This is a genomic window from Desulforhopalus glucosivorans, from assembly GCF_054397165.1.
The window spans coordinates 317,808-333,001 of sequence record NZ_AP044854.1; the positions used below are offsets into that span (position 1 = coordinate 317,808).

The 15,194-nt window shown below is 40.6% G+C and carries 17 protein-coding genes; 10 read left to right on the forward strand and 7 right to left on the reverse strand.

Translation table 11 applies throughout. From position 1 onward, the window contains the following. Nucleotides 1-19 precede the first annotated feature (19 nt). From ACX6CI_RS01385 to ACX6CI_RS01400, 4 genes are read left to right on the forward strand one after another with little or no spacing between them, the layout of a single operon-like run. Nucleotides 20-598 (forward strand): hypothetical protein, encoded by a 579-nt coding sequence (locus ACX6CI_RS01385; RefSeq protein ID WP_458776389.1) that lies wholly within the window; start codon nucleotides 20-22, stop codon nucleotides 596-598. After that, on the forward strand, nucleotides 591-998 hold the full coding sequence (locus ACX6CI_RS01390) for a hypothetical protein (RefSeq protein ID WP_458776390.1): 408 nt from the start codon (nucleotides 591-593) through the stop codon (nucleotides 996-998). Before ACX6CI_RS01385 ends, ACX6CI_RS01390 begins: the two co-directional genes overlap by 8 nt. A gap of 13 nt (nucleotides 999-1,011) precedes the next feature. After that, the gene (locus ACX6CI_RS01395) at nucleotides 1,012-2,295 is read left to right on the forward strand and encodes a DGQHR domain-containing protein (protein ID WP_458776391.1); all 1,284 of its coding nucleotides are present in this window, start codon (nucleotides 1,012-1,014) and stop codon (nucleotides 2,293-2,295) included. 23 nt (nucleotides 2,296-2,318) lie between these two features. Then, entirely contained in the window at nucleotides 2,319-3,887 is a 1,569-nt protein-coding gene (locus ACX6CI_RS01400) for a hypothetical protein (protein WP_458776392.1), read from the forward strand. A 151-nt stretch (nucleotides 3,888-4,038) separates the two neighbouring features. Here ACX6CI_RS01400 and ACX6CI_RS01405 read toward each other — a convergent pair whose 3' ends face one another. The 4 genes from ACX6CI_RS01405 to tnpA all read right to left on the reverse strand — a co-directional run bounded on the left by ACX6CI_RS01405 (nucleotide 4,039) and on the right by tnpA (nucleotide 7,134). Continuing rightward, complete coding sequence (locus ACX6CI_RS01405) at nucleotides 4,039-4,344, reverse strand: hypothetical protein (RefSeq protein ID WP_458776393.1); 306 nt, start codon at nucleotides 4,342-4,344, stop codon at nucleotides 4,039-4,041. Between the two features lie 453 nt (nucleotides 4,345-4,797). Then, nucleotides 4,798-6,393, reverse strand: coding sequence for an IS66 family transposase (tnpC, locus tag ACX6CI_RS01410; RefSeq protein ID WP_458776394.1), 1,596 nt, complete (start codon nucleotides 6,391-6,393; stop codon nucleotides 4,798-4,800). A gap of 73 nt (nucleotides 6,394-6,466) precedes the next feature. Next, the gene (gene tnpB, locus ACX6CI_RS01415; RefSeq protein WP_458776395.1) at nucleotides 6,467-6,814 is read right to left on the reverse strand and encodes an IS66 family insertion sequence element accessory protein TnpB; all 348 of its coding nucleotides are present in this window, start codon (nucleotides 6,812-6,814) and stop codon (nucleotides 6,467-6,469) included. Continuing rightward, complete coding sequence (tnpA, locus tag ACX6CI_RS01420; RefSeq protein WP_458776396.1) at nucleotides 6,811-7,134, reverse strand: IS66 family insertion sequence element accessory protein TnpA; 324 nt, start codon at nucleotides 7,132-7,134, stop codon at nucleotides 6,811-6,813. The genes tnpB and tnpA overlap by 4 nt, the downstream gene beginning before the upstream one ends. Nucleotides 7,135-7,558: 424 nt before the next feature. Between tnpA and ACX6CI_RS01425 the strand changes: the two genes are divergently transcribed. From ACX6CI_RS01425 to ACX6CI_RS01450, 6 genes are all read left to right on the forward strand, one after another. Then, entirely contained in the window at nucleotides 7,559-7,810 is a 252-nt protein-coding gene (locus ACX6CI_RS01425; RefSeq protein ID WP_458776397.1) for a FeoA family protein, read from the forward strand. Further along, on the forward strand, nucleotides 7,797-9,935 hold the full coding sequence (feoB, locus tag ACX6CI_RS01430) for a ferrous iron transport protein B (protein WP_458776398.1): 2,139 nt from the start codon (nucleotides 7,797-7,799) through the stop codon (nucleotides 9,933-9,935). The genes ACX6CI_RS01425 and feoB overlap by 14 nt, the downstream gene beginning before the upstream one ends. 455 nt (nucleotides 9,936-10,390) lie before the next feature. After that, nucleotides 10,391-10,573 (forward strand): hypothetical protein, encoded by a 183-nt coding sequence (locus ACX6CI_RS01435; RefSeq protein ID WP_458776399.1) that lies wholly within the window; start codon nucleotides 10,391-10,393, stop codon nucleotides 10,571-10,573. 3 nt (nucleotides 10,574-10,576) lie between these two features. After that, on the forward strand, nucleotides 10,577-10,912 hold the full coding sequence (locus ACX6CI_RS01440; protein ID WP_458776400.1) for a PqqD family protein: 336 nt from the start codon (nucleotides 10,577-10,579) through the stop codon (nucleotides 10,910-10,912). After that, a complete protein-coding gene (locus ACX6CI_RS01445) occupies nucleotides 10,905-11,753 on the forward strand; it encodes a hypothetical protein (RefSeq protein WP_458776401.1) in 849 nt (282 codons plus the stop codon). Before ACX6CI_RS01440 ends, ACX6CI_RS01445 begins: the two co-directional genes overlap by 8 nt. Beyond that, nucleotides 11,753-12,889 carry a nucleotidyltransferase domain-containing protein gene (locus ACX6CI_RS01450; protein ID WP_458776402.1) on the forward strand — a complete coding sequence of 379 codons (1,137 nt, stop codon included), beginning with the start codon at nucleotides 11,753-11,755 and terminating at the stop codon, nucleotides 12,887-12,889. Before ACX6CI_RS01445 ends, ACX6CI_RS01450 begins: the two co-directional genes overlap by 1 nt. Before the next feature lie 77 nt (nucleotides 12,890-12,966). Here ACX6CI_RS01450 and ACX6CI_RS01455 read toward each other — a convergent pair whose 3' ends face one another. From ACX6CI_RS01455 to ACX6CI_RS01465, 3 genes are all read right to left on the reverse strand, one after another. Continuing rightward, nucleotides 12,967-13,527, reverse strand: a complete 561-nt coding sequence (locus ACX6CI_RS01455) for a hypothetical protein (protein ID WP_458776403.1) — start codon at nucleotides 13,525-13,527, stop codon at nucleotides 12,967-12,969. Nucleotides 13,528-13,973: 446 nt separating this feature from the next. Continuing rightward, entirely contained in the window at nucleotides 13,974-14,510 is a 537-nt protein-coding gene (locus ACX6CI_RS01460; RefSeq protein ID WP_458776404.1) for a hypothetical protein, read from the reverse strand. Between the two features lie 75 nt (nucleotides 14,511-14,585). After that, entirely contained in the window at nucleotides 14,586-15,056 is a 471-nt protein-coding gene (locus ACX6CI_RS01465; RefSeq protein WP_458776405.1) for a hypothetical protein, read from the reverse strand. Between the last annotated feature and the right edge of the window lie 138 nt (nucleotides 15,057-15,194).

Here is a 15,194-nt window from a genome sequence, read left to right on the forward strand (position 1 = left end):
TTAAGATATTGATCAATATATGAAAAAACTCCCTCTTCAAAAATGTTTATTTTTTTTATTTGTACCCGGACTTATTATTGGATTTGTGGCAGGGCAAATAAGCGCAAACTGTTTTCTTTCTTTTGAATATACAGTTATTAAAAGCAACTTTAAGGAGGCCAAAACATTTATAGAGGTTTTATACTTTTTTCTTGCATCGTTACTGCTTCCGTTAGCGTATTTTCAATATATAGGGGATAAGGATGAAGCTAAAAAGGGAGATGTTCAGTATGCGCATAAATTATATCAAATTTTTGTAGCTGAACTGTTACCTAAATGTGATGAATATACTTCAGCAAAACTTCAATCTTTAAATACGTCGAATACAGCTGGAATTAAAGATTTCAATCAGTTGTTGAATGATTTAGACGCTTTTTCCGCTGCATTTGTTCATGGCATTGCAGATTCAGAATCAGGCAAAGCAATGTTTGGAGAAGTTTATTGCGATCAAATAAAGAAATTCCGAACTACTCTGAGTCGGATTTCACCTGGTAACTACCGAGATGGTTTGGAAAACACATTTACACTTTTCGACAAATGGAGTGGCGAGCATGGCTAGAGGTCTAGACTTCTATAATGATGATAATAATGTAGAGTGGGTTGAGGTTGACTTCCCTAATACGGAAAGTGAGTTACTCCCCGCTGACACAGGAGTGTATAGATTTGTTTGTCACCATATAGCTGATAAGCAAACGTTATTTATAGAAGATACTATGACTTCATCATATGGCGAAAACGTAAGGTCTTGTTATTTTCACCACTCATCAGTCAATACAGACCCTTTAGCCAAACTGAAAGAGCTTTATAATACTCAAGGTTTATTCTTTGAACATTTTCTTTGTGATGCCGAAGAAGCAAAAAAACAAAGACACTTGTTTGTAACGAGATTTAGGCCTCACTATAATTGTATTAAATTTATCATAGAAACTAATCCTATAAATAATCCATTTGAGCTCTAGTAAGGGAAAGTCCATGGAATCATTGTTTTTACCAACAGTACGAGGTCAAATAGGAGATTGGGTATATTATTCTTCTGTCATGCCAATAAAAGAAGTGGCAAGTAGAGTCTCATATGTGAAAAATGTTCACTCTTCTGAGGTACTTTCAGACTTATTACAAAGAAGTATTAAAGATAAACGTAAAGTTGAGATATCTGATTATCTCTCAAAAACAGATGCTCGTTTTTTTAACTCCTTAGTCTTGGCTGTGTACGGTAGTAATCCTGAATGGTATCCTGCATCAATAGCCTCTTCGGAAACTGGCTCCGTTGATGTCAATGGGGATGTAGGTCTTCTAAAGTTTTCAGGGGAAGAAGAAATTATACCAATCGATGGTCAGCATCGGTTGGCTGGTATAAAAACGTTATTTGCGCGATATGAAAATAACGAAATATCACCAAAGGAGGAGTTTCCTTTTACTGATGATATGATCCCGGTAATTTTCATTGCGCATAGAAAAGAAAGTGAAGCCTTCAGGCTCAGAACAAGAAGGTTATTTACAACATTAAATAAATATGCGGTAAAGGTAAATAGATACGAAATAATATCACTTGATGAAGATGATCCTATGGCCATTACCACGAGGTGGTTGGTTGAGAATGATTCAAGATTCTTTGAGGGGCGAATTAAATTTAAGGGCGGAGCAAATATTTCTCTTGAGGATGGCTGTTTAACATCTATAGAAAATCTTTATGATGTGATAACTATTTTGTTTACAAAGGTTTATAAGATAGGAACTGTAAAGCAATTAACAACTGGTAAAAGGCCTTCCGATACTCTGATTAAAGAGTATAGAGAGTATGCTTTGCAATTTTTTGAATGTTTAGCTGAAAATTATCAGGAAATAGAGAAATATTACTCAGATGAAAATTTTGAAAAATACGCTACCCGTCAGAGAGAAAAAGGTCATCTTCTTTTTAGGCCTGTAGGGTTGAAACTATTTGTAAATTTAATATCAAAATTCGAGGATAAAGATATTGCTGAAAGGTTTTCACAGATTAAAGGAGTACCCTACAATTTATATGATAAACCCTATTATGGTCTCCTGATGAGTGAACAAGGCAGAATGCAAGATGGCAATGAGGCTAAGGTGAGAAACTTAATATTTCATGCGCTTGGGTGCCCAGTAAATAGAAATGAAATTAAGAGCGCAAAGTCTGGATTGTCTATCCTGACTGGGCAACCAGTTGGAAAAATCACGAATAATATGCTTCCTGATTCATTAGATCGGTTACGTCAGATAAAGCGAGTGATCTAGTGGCATATAGTAGTAAATCACCAATGGAAAAATTGTTTGCTTGGGTAAAGCATAAGGTCGAGGGGGGGATAAAAAAAAGGAAAAATCCAAGACAAAGCAAAAAGACTATTAATAAAAATGATGAAGCTTGTTCGAAGAGACATATTGTAGAAAAAACAGATGCTTCAGGCATGGTGTGTGACTTCGACAAAACTTCAAATCTCCAAGATTCGCTCAGTATCCAGAAATTAGAAGATATTGTCGACTTGGCAGAAACAAATAGTGGCTGCTCTCTCACTGATTTTGTCTTGAAATATCACAAGGGTCTTTTACTATCCAACAAAACCTTAACTAAGGTTGTTCGGCAAATGATAGACGATGGAATTTTTGACTATTCAAGTGGGGCATTATTGATATCACCACAAGTGAATATGAAAAAAAACCTTTGTGATTTTCTCCTAAAATATCCAGAAATCAAAAAGCAACCAAACCAGTACAAAAAAGAAAAAGACAATAAAATAGCACTGAACCCACAAAAAGAGATAGTTTTATCGAATGACAAGAAGCTGCAATCAGCTAGTGTAGAGTGGGCTTCATTTGTTAGGGATTCGAGTTTGACCGTGCGTGAGGCTAATATAGTAATAACTAGCTTCAAAACGGTTAAAGAGTTTCTAAGCGCAAAAAATACTGATTTTTTATCTCTTCCTGACTGTGGACCCACAACTGCACGTAAGTTTTGTAAGTTTAAACTGATTTGTGAAAATAGTTTAAACGAGTTAGTAACGTCTTCACATGGGGGGGAGGCTGTCTTAAGTGATCCAAGAATGGTACCTTCAAACCATGTGAAAGTTACCCAAGAGTGCTCTCCTGAGTCAACGTTAATTGATCGCTACTCTTTATTTAAGAAAAAGCATGGTCGGATTCCCACAACTAATGAACTCGGAATTAAACCTTCATGTGAATTACGCAAAGTCATTAATGGTTATGGTGGCTATAAGCAATACATTTTTGTCAGAGAGGAACTGAAGCACGAGGACTTGGTTGATGAATTTAGGGGATTATACGAGAAGCATAGCGAAATGTCCCCCTATAAAATTTTAGAAAATTATGGGAAATATCCAGCATGGTTATATGTACGATCTTTTGGAAATCTAAAAGAACTCCTAAAAACTGTTCAAGTTGCTAATGAGCCTGTAGTACAGAATTCGCCTACCTCAAAATATACTTCTCACAATAAATCTGTCGAAGGTAGCAAACCTATTTATGTAGAAGTAGATTCGACTGATGACAGAGACCCGCTAAACGAAAGTTGGCAAGATACAGTGCTTTCATTCAATTTATCTATTCGTGCAATGAGAGCTCTCGTTGACAATTTCAGCTCTTTAGAGGAGTTTGTTAACACTTCCAATCAAGATATAGATAAAATGAAGAGATGTGGTGGGGTAACTAAATCAGAAATTATTAATTTTAAAAATTTAAACTATCGTCCAGTTCAGCATAAAACTCCTACCAGAAATGGGAGGGAAATCATTATCGACGAGGATATGGTTGAAGGTGATACGGAACCTATCATTTTCAAGAAAAAAAAGAGACGAAAGATTATATTAGACTAAGAAATCCTTGATTAAGTAAGGCAAGAAATAACGAATATAAAGAGTTTTGCGAAGCCTCGCGAATACGTATTCTTAAACCTTACTCCTGTATTGATTGACCTATTTCGAAAAACATTCCCAGTTTCCCTCACGGTTTTTGAGAGGATAGAGATTACCAACTGTCGTCTTGGTCTTGAGATTTGGTATCGACTTTATTTTCTTCAGCTTGAAGTGATTCAGTTTTGTCAGAATTATTATCGCTGGTGGTATTATCCTCGGCAGTCGAATGCCTGTAGCCTCTTTTAGGCCCTGAATCAATATCTTTGTTGTCCTCAGCATGGAGCATTTGGTAGGTTTTAGAGTTTTTATACTGCTGATATTTAAGAGCTGAGCTGCTGGCGAAAGATGTCCCAGATGAAAATTTCCAAACAGCTACCACTATGATCAGCACTGCTACAATGTATTTGCTATGAATCATAATCGACCTCATGGATTGAGTTAGTAAAACGTAAAAGTTACCGCGAAAAGGAGAGACGATTACTCGCTCTGTTGGACTCCTTTTTTATCACAGTTCAATATCTTAAACTTTGTCTTTGTGTGTGCATCTGTGTGTTACTTTTTATCCAAAATTGATGTCTGGATAGAAAAAACGTCTTAATATAGAAAATAGATTGTTCGTATTTTCAACAAGTTGCAAATAGAGTGTCAATCAGCATTCAAAATTGACCCCCTATCAGCGTCCAAAACTGACCCCCCAAGAGTCACAAAACATGTTGTTCATTTCACCATTAATCTAGAGTTTAGCAACCAAGGTAGCACAAGTTTTTCTCCCGTAACAAACGGAGCCAGTACGAGTCAAGAGTGTACATATGCGCTTATTCCGTGGGGAAGATTGAGTAGAAAGCTAGATTGGATTGCTGGTAACCGCCTATTAAACGACACTGAGGTCTTTAACTGGAGATATCTGCTCCGCTGACACCTTTGATGGCAGCAGAGCTTTGTGGTCTTCGGTGCTTACTGCCAGTGGCAGATTCTCAAAAAGAAATCTGAGGTATCTGTACGCGTCAAGTTTATTAGCCTTGGCAGTTTCAATAAGTGTGTAAATTGCAGCGCTGGCTCGAGCTCCTTCTGGTGTTCCAGCAAAAAGCCAGTTTTTACGACCAACAACAAATGGACGAATAGCGTTCTCAGCTAGGTTGTTATCAGGGCTTACATCTCCATGATGGATATAGGCAACAAGCCTATGCCATTGCTTTAGTGTATAGCTAACAGCTTTACCCAAGAGGCTTTTCGGAGTGACAGTAAGGGATTTCTTTTCTAGCCATTTACGAAATTTTTCAAGATTAGGCAGCGCTTCTGTTTCACGCAATAAGACAAGTTCTCTACCAGAAAGTCCCAGCTTCTTTCCTTTTTTCTCAACGCCATATAAAGTCTGGATATGTTTTAAAGCAACAGTTGAACTGCCAGGCCTGGCATTTTTAGGTCTCGCCTTTTCTGCCTCCATAAACTTTCTTCTGGCATGAGCCCAACATCCCACATGGATCACGCCTTTTTTATTATCGAGAAAGTTGTAACCAGAATACCCGTCAGTTTGTACCGCTCTCTGATAATCGCGCAAAAATGTATTGGCAATCTCTCCAGCCCTACCGGGGTGATATTGGTACAATACACTTGGAGATTCCGGCGGACCACCTCGAAATACCCACATGTATGATTTGGTTGTCGGTGAACGATTTGGTTCTTTCAGAACCTGAACCGTTGTCTCATCTACATTGATAAGAGGTCCCGACAAGATCTCGCTGTGAAGCAAACTCAGTAACGGTTGGCAATGCTCAGCAACCTTCATTGCCCAGTTACACATGGTTGCTCGACCAAGATCGACACCTAACCGGGTGAACTGTTTTTCCTGGCGGTAAAAGGGCAGTGCATCTTCAAACTTTGCAGTAAGAATATGGGCAAGAAGCCCACCACTTGCGATTCCTTTTGGGATTATTTGAGGCGGAACGGGAGCAATTTTTACTGTAGCTCCTTCGTCTTCAATACCTTCGCAGGATTTACAACTGTATTTTGGTCTGATATGCCTGATAACCCGGATAATGGCAGGAATAAGATCAAGCTTTTCACAAGTTTCCTCGCCTATTTTGCTGAGCTGGGAACCGCATGAGCAGACCTTTTCTTCTTCAAGTATATCATGAATCACCTCTACACGAGGTAAAGCATCCGGCAAAGGTTTTCTACCTTGCTTTTTCCTAGAGTGGGCAGCTATCTCAACAGGCTCCTCATCAGCTTCTTTTTCAACATCCTCAGGCTCTGGCATATCAAACAGCGGCAATTGAGGACTTTTACCTTTAAACACCTCACTTTTTGGACCAAACAACTCCGCATAAGCGCGACGCAGTTCCTCGCGTAGCAAATCAATCTGCTTGTGAAAAGCGTCATGTTCTTTCTGTTGTTTGTCTTGCAACTCGAGGATTATTTTCTTGAGTTCAACAGGATCATCCGGCAATGTCGAAGTGTCTAAATTCATAGACAAAACATTACCAAAAACCGGATAAAAATTCAAGGTATTAGAGGAATAGTCAGCAGGTTAAGATACTGTTTTAGCCAACTTTTTTGTAGCTCAGTTGTCGGTGCGCATGATCAAGATCAAGACCATCCAGTAGCCAGCCAAGTGCTTTGGAACTTATCTCTAGAACCTCGTGTTCAGACTCAGGCCACCTGAAGATTTCTTCCTCAAGTCTTTTCATCCAAATACAGAAACCATTGTTTGCCCAGTAGAGAATCTTAACTATATTCCGTTTACGATTACAAAATGCGAACAAGCTGCCTGAAAACAAATCGAGTTCAAAATGCTCTTCAACAAGGAGCGATAATCCGTTAACTGATTTTCTCATGTCAGTTGCGCCAACGGCTATATAAACATCACCTCTAGCACGCCATTGTTTCATAGCTGTTCCAGAGTTGTTATTATTTGCGACAAAGCTATTGTTGAAAATTCCTTTTCAACTTTAATGGAAAATCGCCCGCCACCCAAGCTGACGATAATCCCTGCATTACCTTCTTCAGGAACTTTAGGTCTGCCAGAAGGTATAGTTAGGGGATAGAAAACCTGATTCTTTGAATCAGACTCCCTGAGCTTTCTTTTCCAGTAACCAAATGTTGAAACAGCTATATTGTGCTTTGCACAGTAATCCACTTGCTTCAAATCACTTTTGTCACATGCGTCAATGTGATCTTGCCAGAAAGCTTTACTTCGATTTCTTCCCATAATATGCCTCCAGGTTAAGGGTTGACATAAATGGAACATTTTATTGTTGGCCTGTGAAGATGGGGTTTAATAAGCGCTTACGATTGCTGCAAAAAGTATCATTCAAATTCCATCCGTTATCTCTCCTTTGTGAAATTGGAGGCAATAATATAGATAATATTTTAATTGCCAGGATATTTGACAGTGGAGAAGTTTTAAAATCAAACAAAGTGGGAATAGAAATGTAGCACACTTCTGGCCTGTGAAGTTAGGGGTGCCTTATAAAATCTGTTGCATCTAAAAAACTACTCTGTTACATTCCCTCTCCATTGATAAATCAACCGGACGTTTGATTGGTTTATGAGCAGGCTTGGCTTGAAATCATATCAATGAAACGTTCGACAAACAATTTCACAAAATTCTTCTCAGACAAAGGACAGCCATTATGCCCAAAAGCACAAATCTAACAGAAATCAGAAGAGATAGGACGTACCAGGTGGCTGGTTTCGTTGATAAGTCAACAGATTATGCCGAAAAACTGTATAAAATGGGATTTGTAGAAGGGACACCGGTTGAATTGGCTCCGGTAAAATTATCAGACCCGATGGTCATTCAGATTCGAGGTAGCCGCATTGCTCTTAGAAAAAGTGAAGCACAACAGATTTTAGTACAGGAGTTATACGATGCACAAGATTGAAAGAATAGCCATAGCAGGAGTGCCCAACTGCGGAAAGACTAGCCTCTTTAACAGTTTAACTGGATCTCGACAGAAAGTAGGAAACTGGCCTGGTGTAACAGTTGAAAAAATAGAAGGACGTTTCCCTCTCCAGGGAACTACTATTGACCTCGTCGATCTTCCTGGTACCTACAATTTGAGTCCAGATACTGAAGATCAAAAAATTGCAGAACGTGTGATACGTGAAGGTGAATACGACTTGATCCTCAATGTTGTGGATGCAACGAGTCTATCAAGAAACCTTTTTTTGACTATGGATCTAAAGGAAAGAACGAGTCAAATTATTATTCTCCTCAACATGGTGGATGTGGCGGAGAAGGAAGGGATTGAAATTGATGTAGAACTGTTAAGTAAAGAACTTGGGCTCCCTGTTATTCCAGTGGTAGCGGTAAATAAAGAATCGGTCGCCAAGGCGCTGAAACTCGTTGAGAGTACCATTCAAAATCTCCCCGAACACGATACTCATGTCTCAATGGTCGAGGTGATTGACTCTGTTAGTAAATATGCCTCCATCGACAAGATACACGCTCGTGTTGTCATGGAGAAAAAGGACAGAAATGAGAGCATCACCAACAAGATAGACAATATTGTAATGCACCGTTTTGCAGCAATTCCTATTTTTCTTGTATCAATGTTTATTACCTTCTGGTTTGCCATAGGTTTTGGTTCAGTGTTTATAGATTTTTTTGATATTATCGGCGGTCTTGTTTTTGTGGATGTACCAGCCGTTTTTTTAACATATCTAGGAAGCCCTGAGTGGTTACTCGTAATGGCAGGAGGTGTTGGTGCAGGATGTCAGACAGTTGCCACCTTTGTGCCTGTCGTGTTCTTTATGTTTCTTGCTTTAGCCATTCTTGAAAATCTTGGATACATGGCAAGAGTTGGTGTCGTCGCCGACAGAATCATGCGAAAGATCGGACTGCCCGGGTCTGCTTTTATTCCCATGGTTGTAGGTTTTGGCTGCACAGTGCCTGCAGTTATGGCAGCACGCACTTTGACCAACAAAAGAGATCGTTTTATGACAATTTTCATGGCTCCTTTCATGTCATGCGGAGCCAGGCTGCCAGTTTATGCACTCTTTTGTGCAGCTCTTTTTGGTGCGTATTCCGGATTTGCAGTATTCATGATTTATCTCATAGGGCTGGCCATGGCAATTCTCACTGGGTATTTCCTGAAGAACACTCTTTTCAAAGGCACTCCCTCACATTTTGTTATGGATCTGCCACTGTATCATGCTCCTCAGTTTGGTGATGTGTTTAAAAGTGCATGGCTGAGTATGAAAAATTTCGTCAAGAAAGCAGGTAGGATCGTTGTCATTGCAGTCTTTGTTCTCAGTGTACTGAACTCAATTGGGATTGAGGATGGGGCTATCTCTTTTGGCAACGAAGACTCACAAAATTCAATACTTGCTTACGGTGGCAAAGCAATAGCACCAGTTTTTGAGCCTATGGGTATAAGTAGGGAGAATTGGCCTGCATCAGTGGCGCTCTTCACCGGTCTATTTGCAAAAGAAGCCATTGTTGGTACGCTTAACTCTCTGTATGCTTCAATGGATATCAATCCTTCGGCTAAAACAGTAGAACAAGAGGAGAGTGCTGGTTTAGACGTTGCGGGATCAATCACGGAAGCGTTTACCACTGTGGGCGAAGGCGTAGTTGGATTAATCACGTCCTTTGATGTTTTGGGTGTTAGCCTTATTGCTGCTGATCAGGAAGCCATCTCGGAAGAGATTGGTGCGGATACTTCTGTTTATAAACATATTGCAACACACTTTACGGTTTTCTCGGCCTTTGCGTATCTGCTCTTTGTCCTAATGTATTTCCCATGTCTGGCTGTAATAGGAGCGGCTCGGCAAGAGATGGGAGGGTTTTATGCAGGTGTGATGGCAATATACAGCACTATTTTGGCCTGGGCTGTAGCAACTCTTTTTTATCAGGTCGCAGAAGGTCATAGCGTATTGCTTATAATCCTTTCGTTGATCATGCTTGTAGGTATTTATGGTGGTCTTTATATAGTTGGGAAGCGAGAAAAAATGTCTAACAACAACGTATTTGCCATACCTATAAGAAAAAGCTGTTGTGAATAGTTACCAGCATAATATAGACAAGCGCTTGGTCCCGGCACCATTCGTTTGAAAAAAATATCAGGCCCTTACAGCTTTTTAGCTGTAAGGGCTTTTTCTTGTCTTTTTGTCCTGCATTAGTTTGAAGCGAGTGTGCGAGACTTCGTGATTCTTACCAATTTAAATATGTATGAGCAGAAGTATAATCAGCGCGCTCTACCTGTTCCAGTCCAGAAATACAATGTATGTGATAGTGTTTGGCGATGAAGGCTTGCCATGATTCGAAGATCCGGTTCTGGATTTTTGAAAATTCATGACGTCAATGGATACGTTCGTTGTAAACAGTCTTGAACAGGGGGGGGAGAAGTCGTCTTTACACATTGAATGAGTTCCTCATCATTTTGGGTTAGACAAAATTTCTTGAAAGGACGGTCTAAAGAAGATAGGTTGCTGAACATTGATGTTGGTGGAAGGAACTTATGCAAACGTTAGGGCTTGCTTGCATATGGATTCCCTGTCATCTGGTTGTAGAAGGTAAAGGCAAGTACATTACGATGGATATCGACAAAATTGCCGATTTGATCATGAAGGGGAAGAGTGGCAGGTTGATGAACAGGCGAGTGCCCCAGGGTTTTTCGCACTGTATAGATCTATCCTGTTGAACAATGAGTAAAATATCACCTTCTCAAAGTTACAATAATTTTAACCAGCAATATGCAGCAATGAACAGTTCTGAAAAACTCAGTCATAATCCTGAATATAGAGTGGAAAAATTTGATGATGAAATCCTGCTCTATGCCATGTCCAGTACTAAGGGGGTGTATCTCAATGATACGGCCCATCTCGTATGGCAGATGTGTGGTCAGGGACACTCCGTAGAAGAGATTGTTTCGCTTTTAGAAGATGCTTACCCGGATCAAAGACAAATCGTTCGCAGCGATGTGTATTCAGCTATAGAATCACTCAAAGAACACAATGCACTTGTGCGTACTGATGTCTGATTCTGGTCGCGCTTGGGTTGGTTTTGGTCAGGAGTGTGTTGGCATAGACTGGAGCGGACCAGACGCACTTCATCTTATTGATTTCCTCTGCTGTGACTTAAAAACAAGTAAACCTGCCCCGTCTCGTGCTCTTCTCCAACTCCATGTTGAAAAAGAGAGGTCCCACTATGTGCTGACTAAAAACGACAAGGAAAATTTATACACAGGGGATGATTACTATGAACTGGCCTATGCGCTTATCAACGAGATAATATACCAGGTCATAGTTGATAATAGCGATGGTCTTGCTATTCACGCAGCAGCTGTAAGTACAAGCGCCGGTGGAATCCTTCTGCCGGGGCAGAGCGGTTCTGGCAAGAGCACGTTTACCGCCTGGCTATTGTCCTGTGGCTGCAACTATCTTACAGATGAACTGGTTGTTCTTGATGTTGAGTCAAGAGCAATTGACTCCTTTACACGACCCATCTCCTTTAAGTCGGGCTCAGTTCCTGTCGTTAAAGCCATTGCAGAGTTCGAACCATCTTCTGTAATTGAAGGGCCAAATGGTTTGATGGTGCCCCACCGGGTATTCAAGTCAAATTATTCCCAGATGCGCCCACAACTGTCTCTGATTCTATTTCCAAAGTATCAGAAAGATTGTAAAACTGAAATCACCAGATTGCCAGGGGCTCTTGGTTGTGCTCAGCTCATTGAGTGCTATGTGAATGCCCGGAATATTGAAAACCATGGAATTAGTCGTCTGTCAGAGATAATGAGAGCAACCCCTGTCTACCAGCTTACCTACAGTAGCTTTAACGGTTTGCATGACGCGCTGCGAGATGAGTTTCCTACAATATTCTAATGGATAGTAGACCCACTTCAGATCATATTCTGCACCTCTGCGCCAGAAGCCGTATGGGGGAAAATCAATATAGCCAGCTGGTGAGTGTCTGTAAGAGAACTGAGGCGTGGGACGATCTATTGCATCAGGCGGAGGTTCATGGTCTTGCACCACTCTTGTACCATCATTTGGCTTCGATATCAGGAGATGTTGATATCCCCGTCTCTTTAATGAGAGGATTGAAAATTCTATCTCTTCGTCATAGTGGGGCTAACAGAATCCTTCAGGGTTGTCTTAGGGAGATTCTTCAAAAGCTTGAGTCAGAGAACGTCAGGTGTTTGGTGTTAAAAGGGGCTGCCCTGTCACAGACCGTGTACCCAGAGATTGGCTATCGCCCTATGAGGGACATAGATCTCCTTTTTCATAAAAACGATGTGCATAGAGCTCATAATGTATTACAGCAAATGGGGTATTGTAGTTCCCAGGAAGAGTTACCAAAGGATTATTACCACTTACCGCCTTTACTTAAGGAGGTTCAGGGTATGCCGGTCTGTGTTGAGTTACATTCCGGTATTTTTCCAGATGATCCTCCATATTATAAACAGCCTGATTTTGACACCCTGTATAACAACCGGCAGGAATTTGATGTTGATGGTGTTATCGCTTTCTGTTTTGCAAACGAAGAGATGTTGTGGCATGTCTTTCAGCATGGTTTCCGGGCTCCTCTCACCTACGAGAGAACGAGACTTGTTGCCCTTGCCGATCTTGTAAGCCTTGTAGAGGATCGTGTGGATGACATAGATTGGCGGAAAGTATCTCTCAACTATCCAAACCTTATTAATGCACTGTCACTTTTTCACCAGCTCTGCCCCTGGAGTGAGAAGGTCTTAGCTACAGGGGTAGTCCCGATGATCGAACAACCAGCTGATACCTGCATTTACTATAACGGATGGCCGTCTCCGCAATCAGGTAAACAGCTCCATTCTCTAAAAGGGCTTGCAATAGCGGTAAGAGAGACACTGGTTCCCTCTCAGTGGTGGGCGATGATGTACTATGGTTGTAATGGGGAAATACTCTCTTTGATCTGGTGCAGAGCGGTAAGTCATCCAATGCACCTTTTGCGCTGGCTGAAGTTGTATATTATTCGGAGAAGGTAGTGTCGTCTAGAGGAAGAACAGAAGGCAGGGGAGAGATATAATATCTCCCCTCGCTTGCAGCAAGGGGAGGGAGACTGCTATTTGTTGTAGTACATTGTAACTGAGGTGGCGCCGCAATTAGGTGGAGCGAAAACGGAGGCGCGGTTTGCATTGTTTTCCTTTGTGCCTGGTGCGAAGTCGGTACCACAGAAATAGAAAGCCTGATTGTGGTTGCTTGTATTTCCATCCGCACCGTGGGTGACAGCAGCGTTGGGTACAACCAACTCTCCACATCCACCGTTAAATTCAAATTTCACCTGACCACCGTAAGAAGCGCCAGTGGCATTAAGCCATGTGAATCGTTTGTCGTTTCCGGCAAAGCTTCGTAGGCTATATGTTTCAGATGCGTTGAAACCACCGGTTGAAACAGCTTCAGTCGCCTCAGCAGTTCCAGTTACTTCTGCAGCCACAGGTGCTGCTCCGCTTGTTGCTGCATGGGCAGGGAGGTTTATTCCTCCCACGATTGGTTTTGTCCATCTTTCAGGTAACACACTGCATCCCGCTAGTACACCAACACCAGCAGCAATCTTCTTGACTGCAGTTCTTCGATCCTGATTTTCAATAGTGTTTTCCTGGCAATTTTCACTTTGAGTTGTCATTAACACTTTCCTTGATTGAAATATTAAATCTACATTTTGATACAAATTGAGCATGGATTAGCACGCTCACGCTAATAATTCTATATATTTAAAGGTTTTTGAACAGATATATCAAGATAATTTGACATTTTTTTGTATCCATCGTGCAGTTTTTTTGATGGTAGATAGTGAACCTGACAACAAAAAGTATTTTTAAAGTAAGGTTTTCTTGTCGATCGTATTGAATTGTCAGAGAAAAAAAATCAGGTAGACACGTTATATTAGATATATGTAGTACAGATATGATGCTTTTTTAAGTGTTTATTATTATTGAATTAAACAGATTCTGTTGCTTGTTGATTCACTCTTGGATAATTGTAGAGAAGAAGGAGCCTGTAGCATAATCTTAAAAAGGGTAAAGGGTGCCGATAGTAAAAATGAGCCAACCAGTGGCTCATCAACTTTAATTATTGCTGCTGGGAGGTGCTTGCTGGGAACCCGAACTTTTTTCTAAAGCTCTCTAGGTTTTTTCGATTCTCTGTTCCTGTGGGGGAGTGTAGGTAGTCATTTACTACGTCAGTAAATTCGAAGCTCGGTAATGAATAGTCTTTGTCGAGCTCTATTGTGTTTCGGCCATATTCAATTGCTTGCAGGTTTGCTGATTGTAGATCACGTTCTCCGGTTTCGATGTTTTGAACAAAGTCACCACGGGCGATAACTATACAATTGGCATCATCGAGTTTTGAAGATATGAAAACTCCCACGTCTTGAATAATGTTGGCTTCTATAATACGCTTGGCCTCGTCCTCAGAGTTTGCTCCTTTGCTCGAGTCAATTTGATTAATCAGAGGGTACACACTGGATTGCGGCATAACTCTAGGGCCTGCCTTACTTAAAACACCTAAATCTGTGCCACAGATGAGATCATAAGTGGTTTCAGCGTGCAGTACTCCAGCAGCTGCAGCGAAAACAAGGGATAGAAGCGACAAAATTGTTATTTGCAAGGTGCACACTCGTGTATGTTTTTGGCCAGTGGTATTGGGCATTTTAAATATTTTGTGTTTTTGAGTCTTCCAGGGCTACTTGTGTATGAGAAGTTCTGTGCAACCAAGATTCTTGAAAATAGTATCACCAGTTTCCAGTGAACTCTTGATGATGACATGTGTGTTTGCATTACTTTTAATTTCAGAAATCATATTTGTTAATTCCTGTTTATCATGACTCAGTAGAGAAAGTATCATGTAAGATCTGTTGTCCTTTTGTCTTACCTTTACACGCTCGATAGTAATTCCAAACTTTTCTAACTCCATTTGGATTTGTTCAGCTGAAGTTGTTTGACTCGGTTCAAGATACATTTTGCCATAGCATCTATACAAGGAAAGTGTCTCTGTACTGTCGAACTCTTTTGATTGAACCATTGTACTAATTTCTTGATGTACCTTCTCCATGGTCGCGGAATCCGGGATGATGGGTTGTCGAGCCAGGGTGTTGCCTGCAAAAAATAGATAGCAGGTGAGTATTGTTAGAAGGGGTACAGCACGATTTGTCATGGAGCAAGTCCTATTGTGATGTCAGTATTTTGTTGAGGTACATTTTTTTTAATCCGTTCAGTTAAATGTACAGTTGTGAATAGACCTTGTCCACTTCACTTTCTTGCAGGTTTGGTGCTCAGTGTTTTCTCGGGTAAT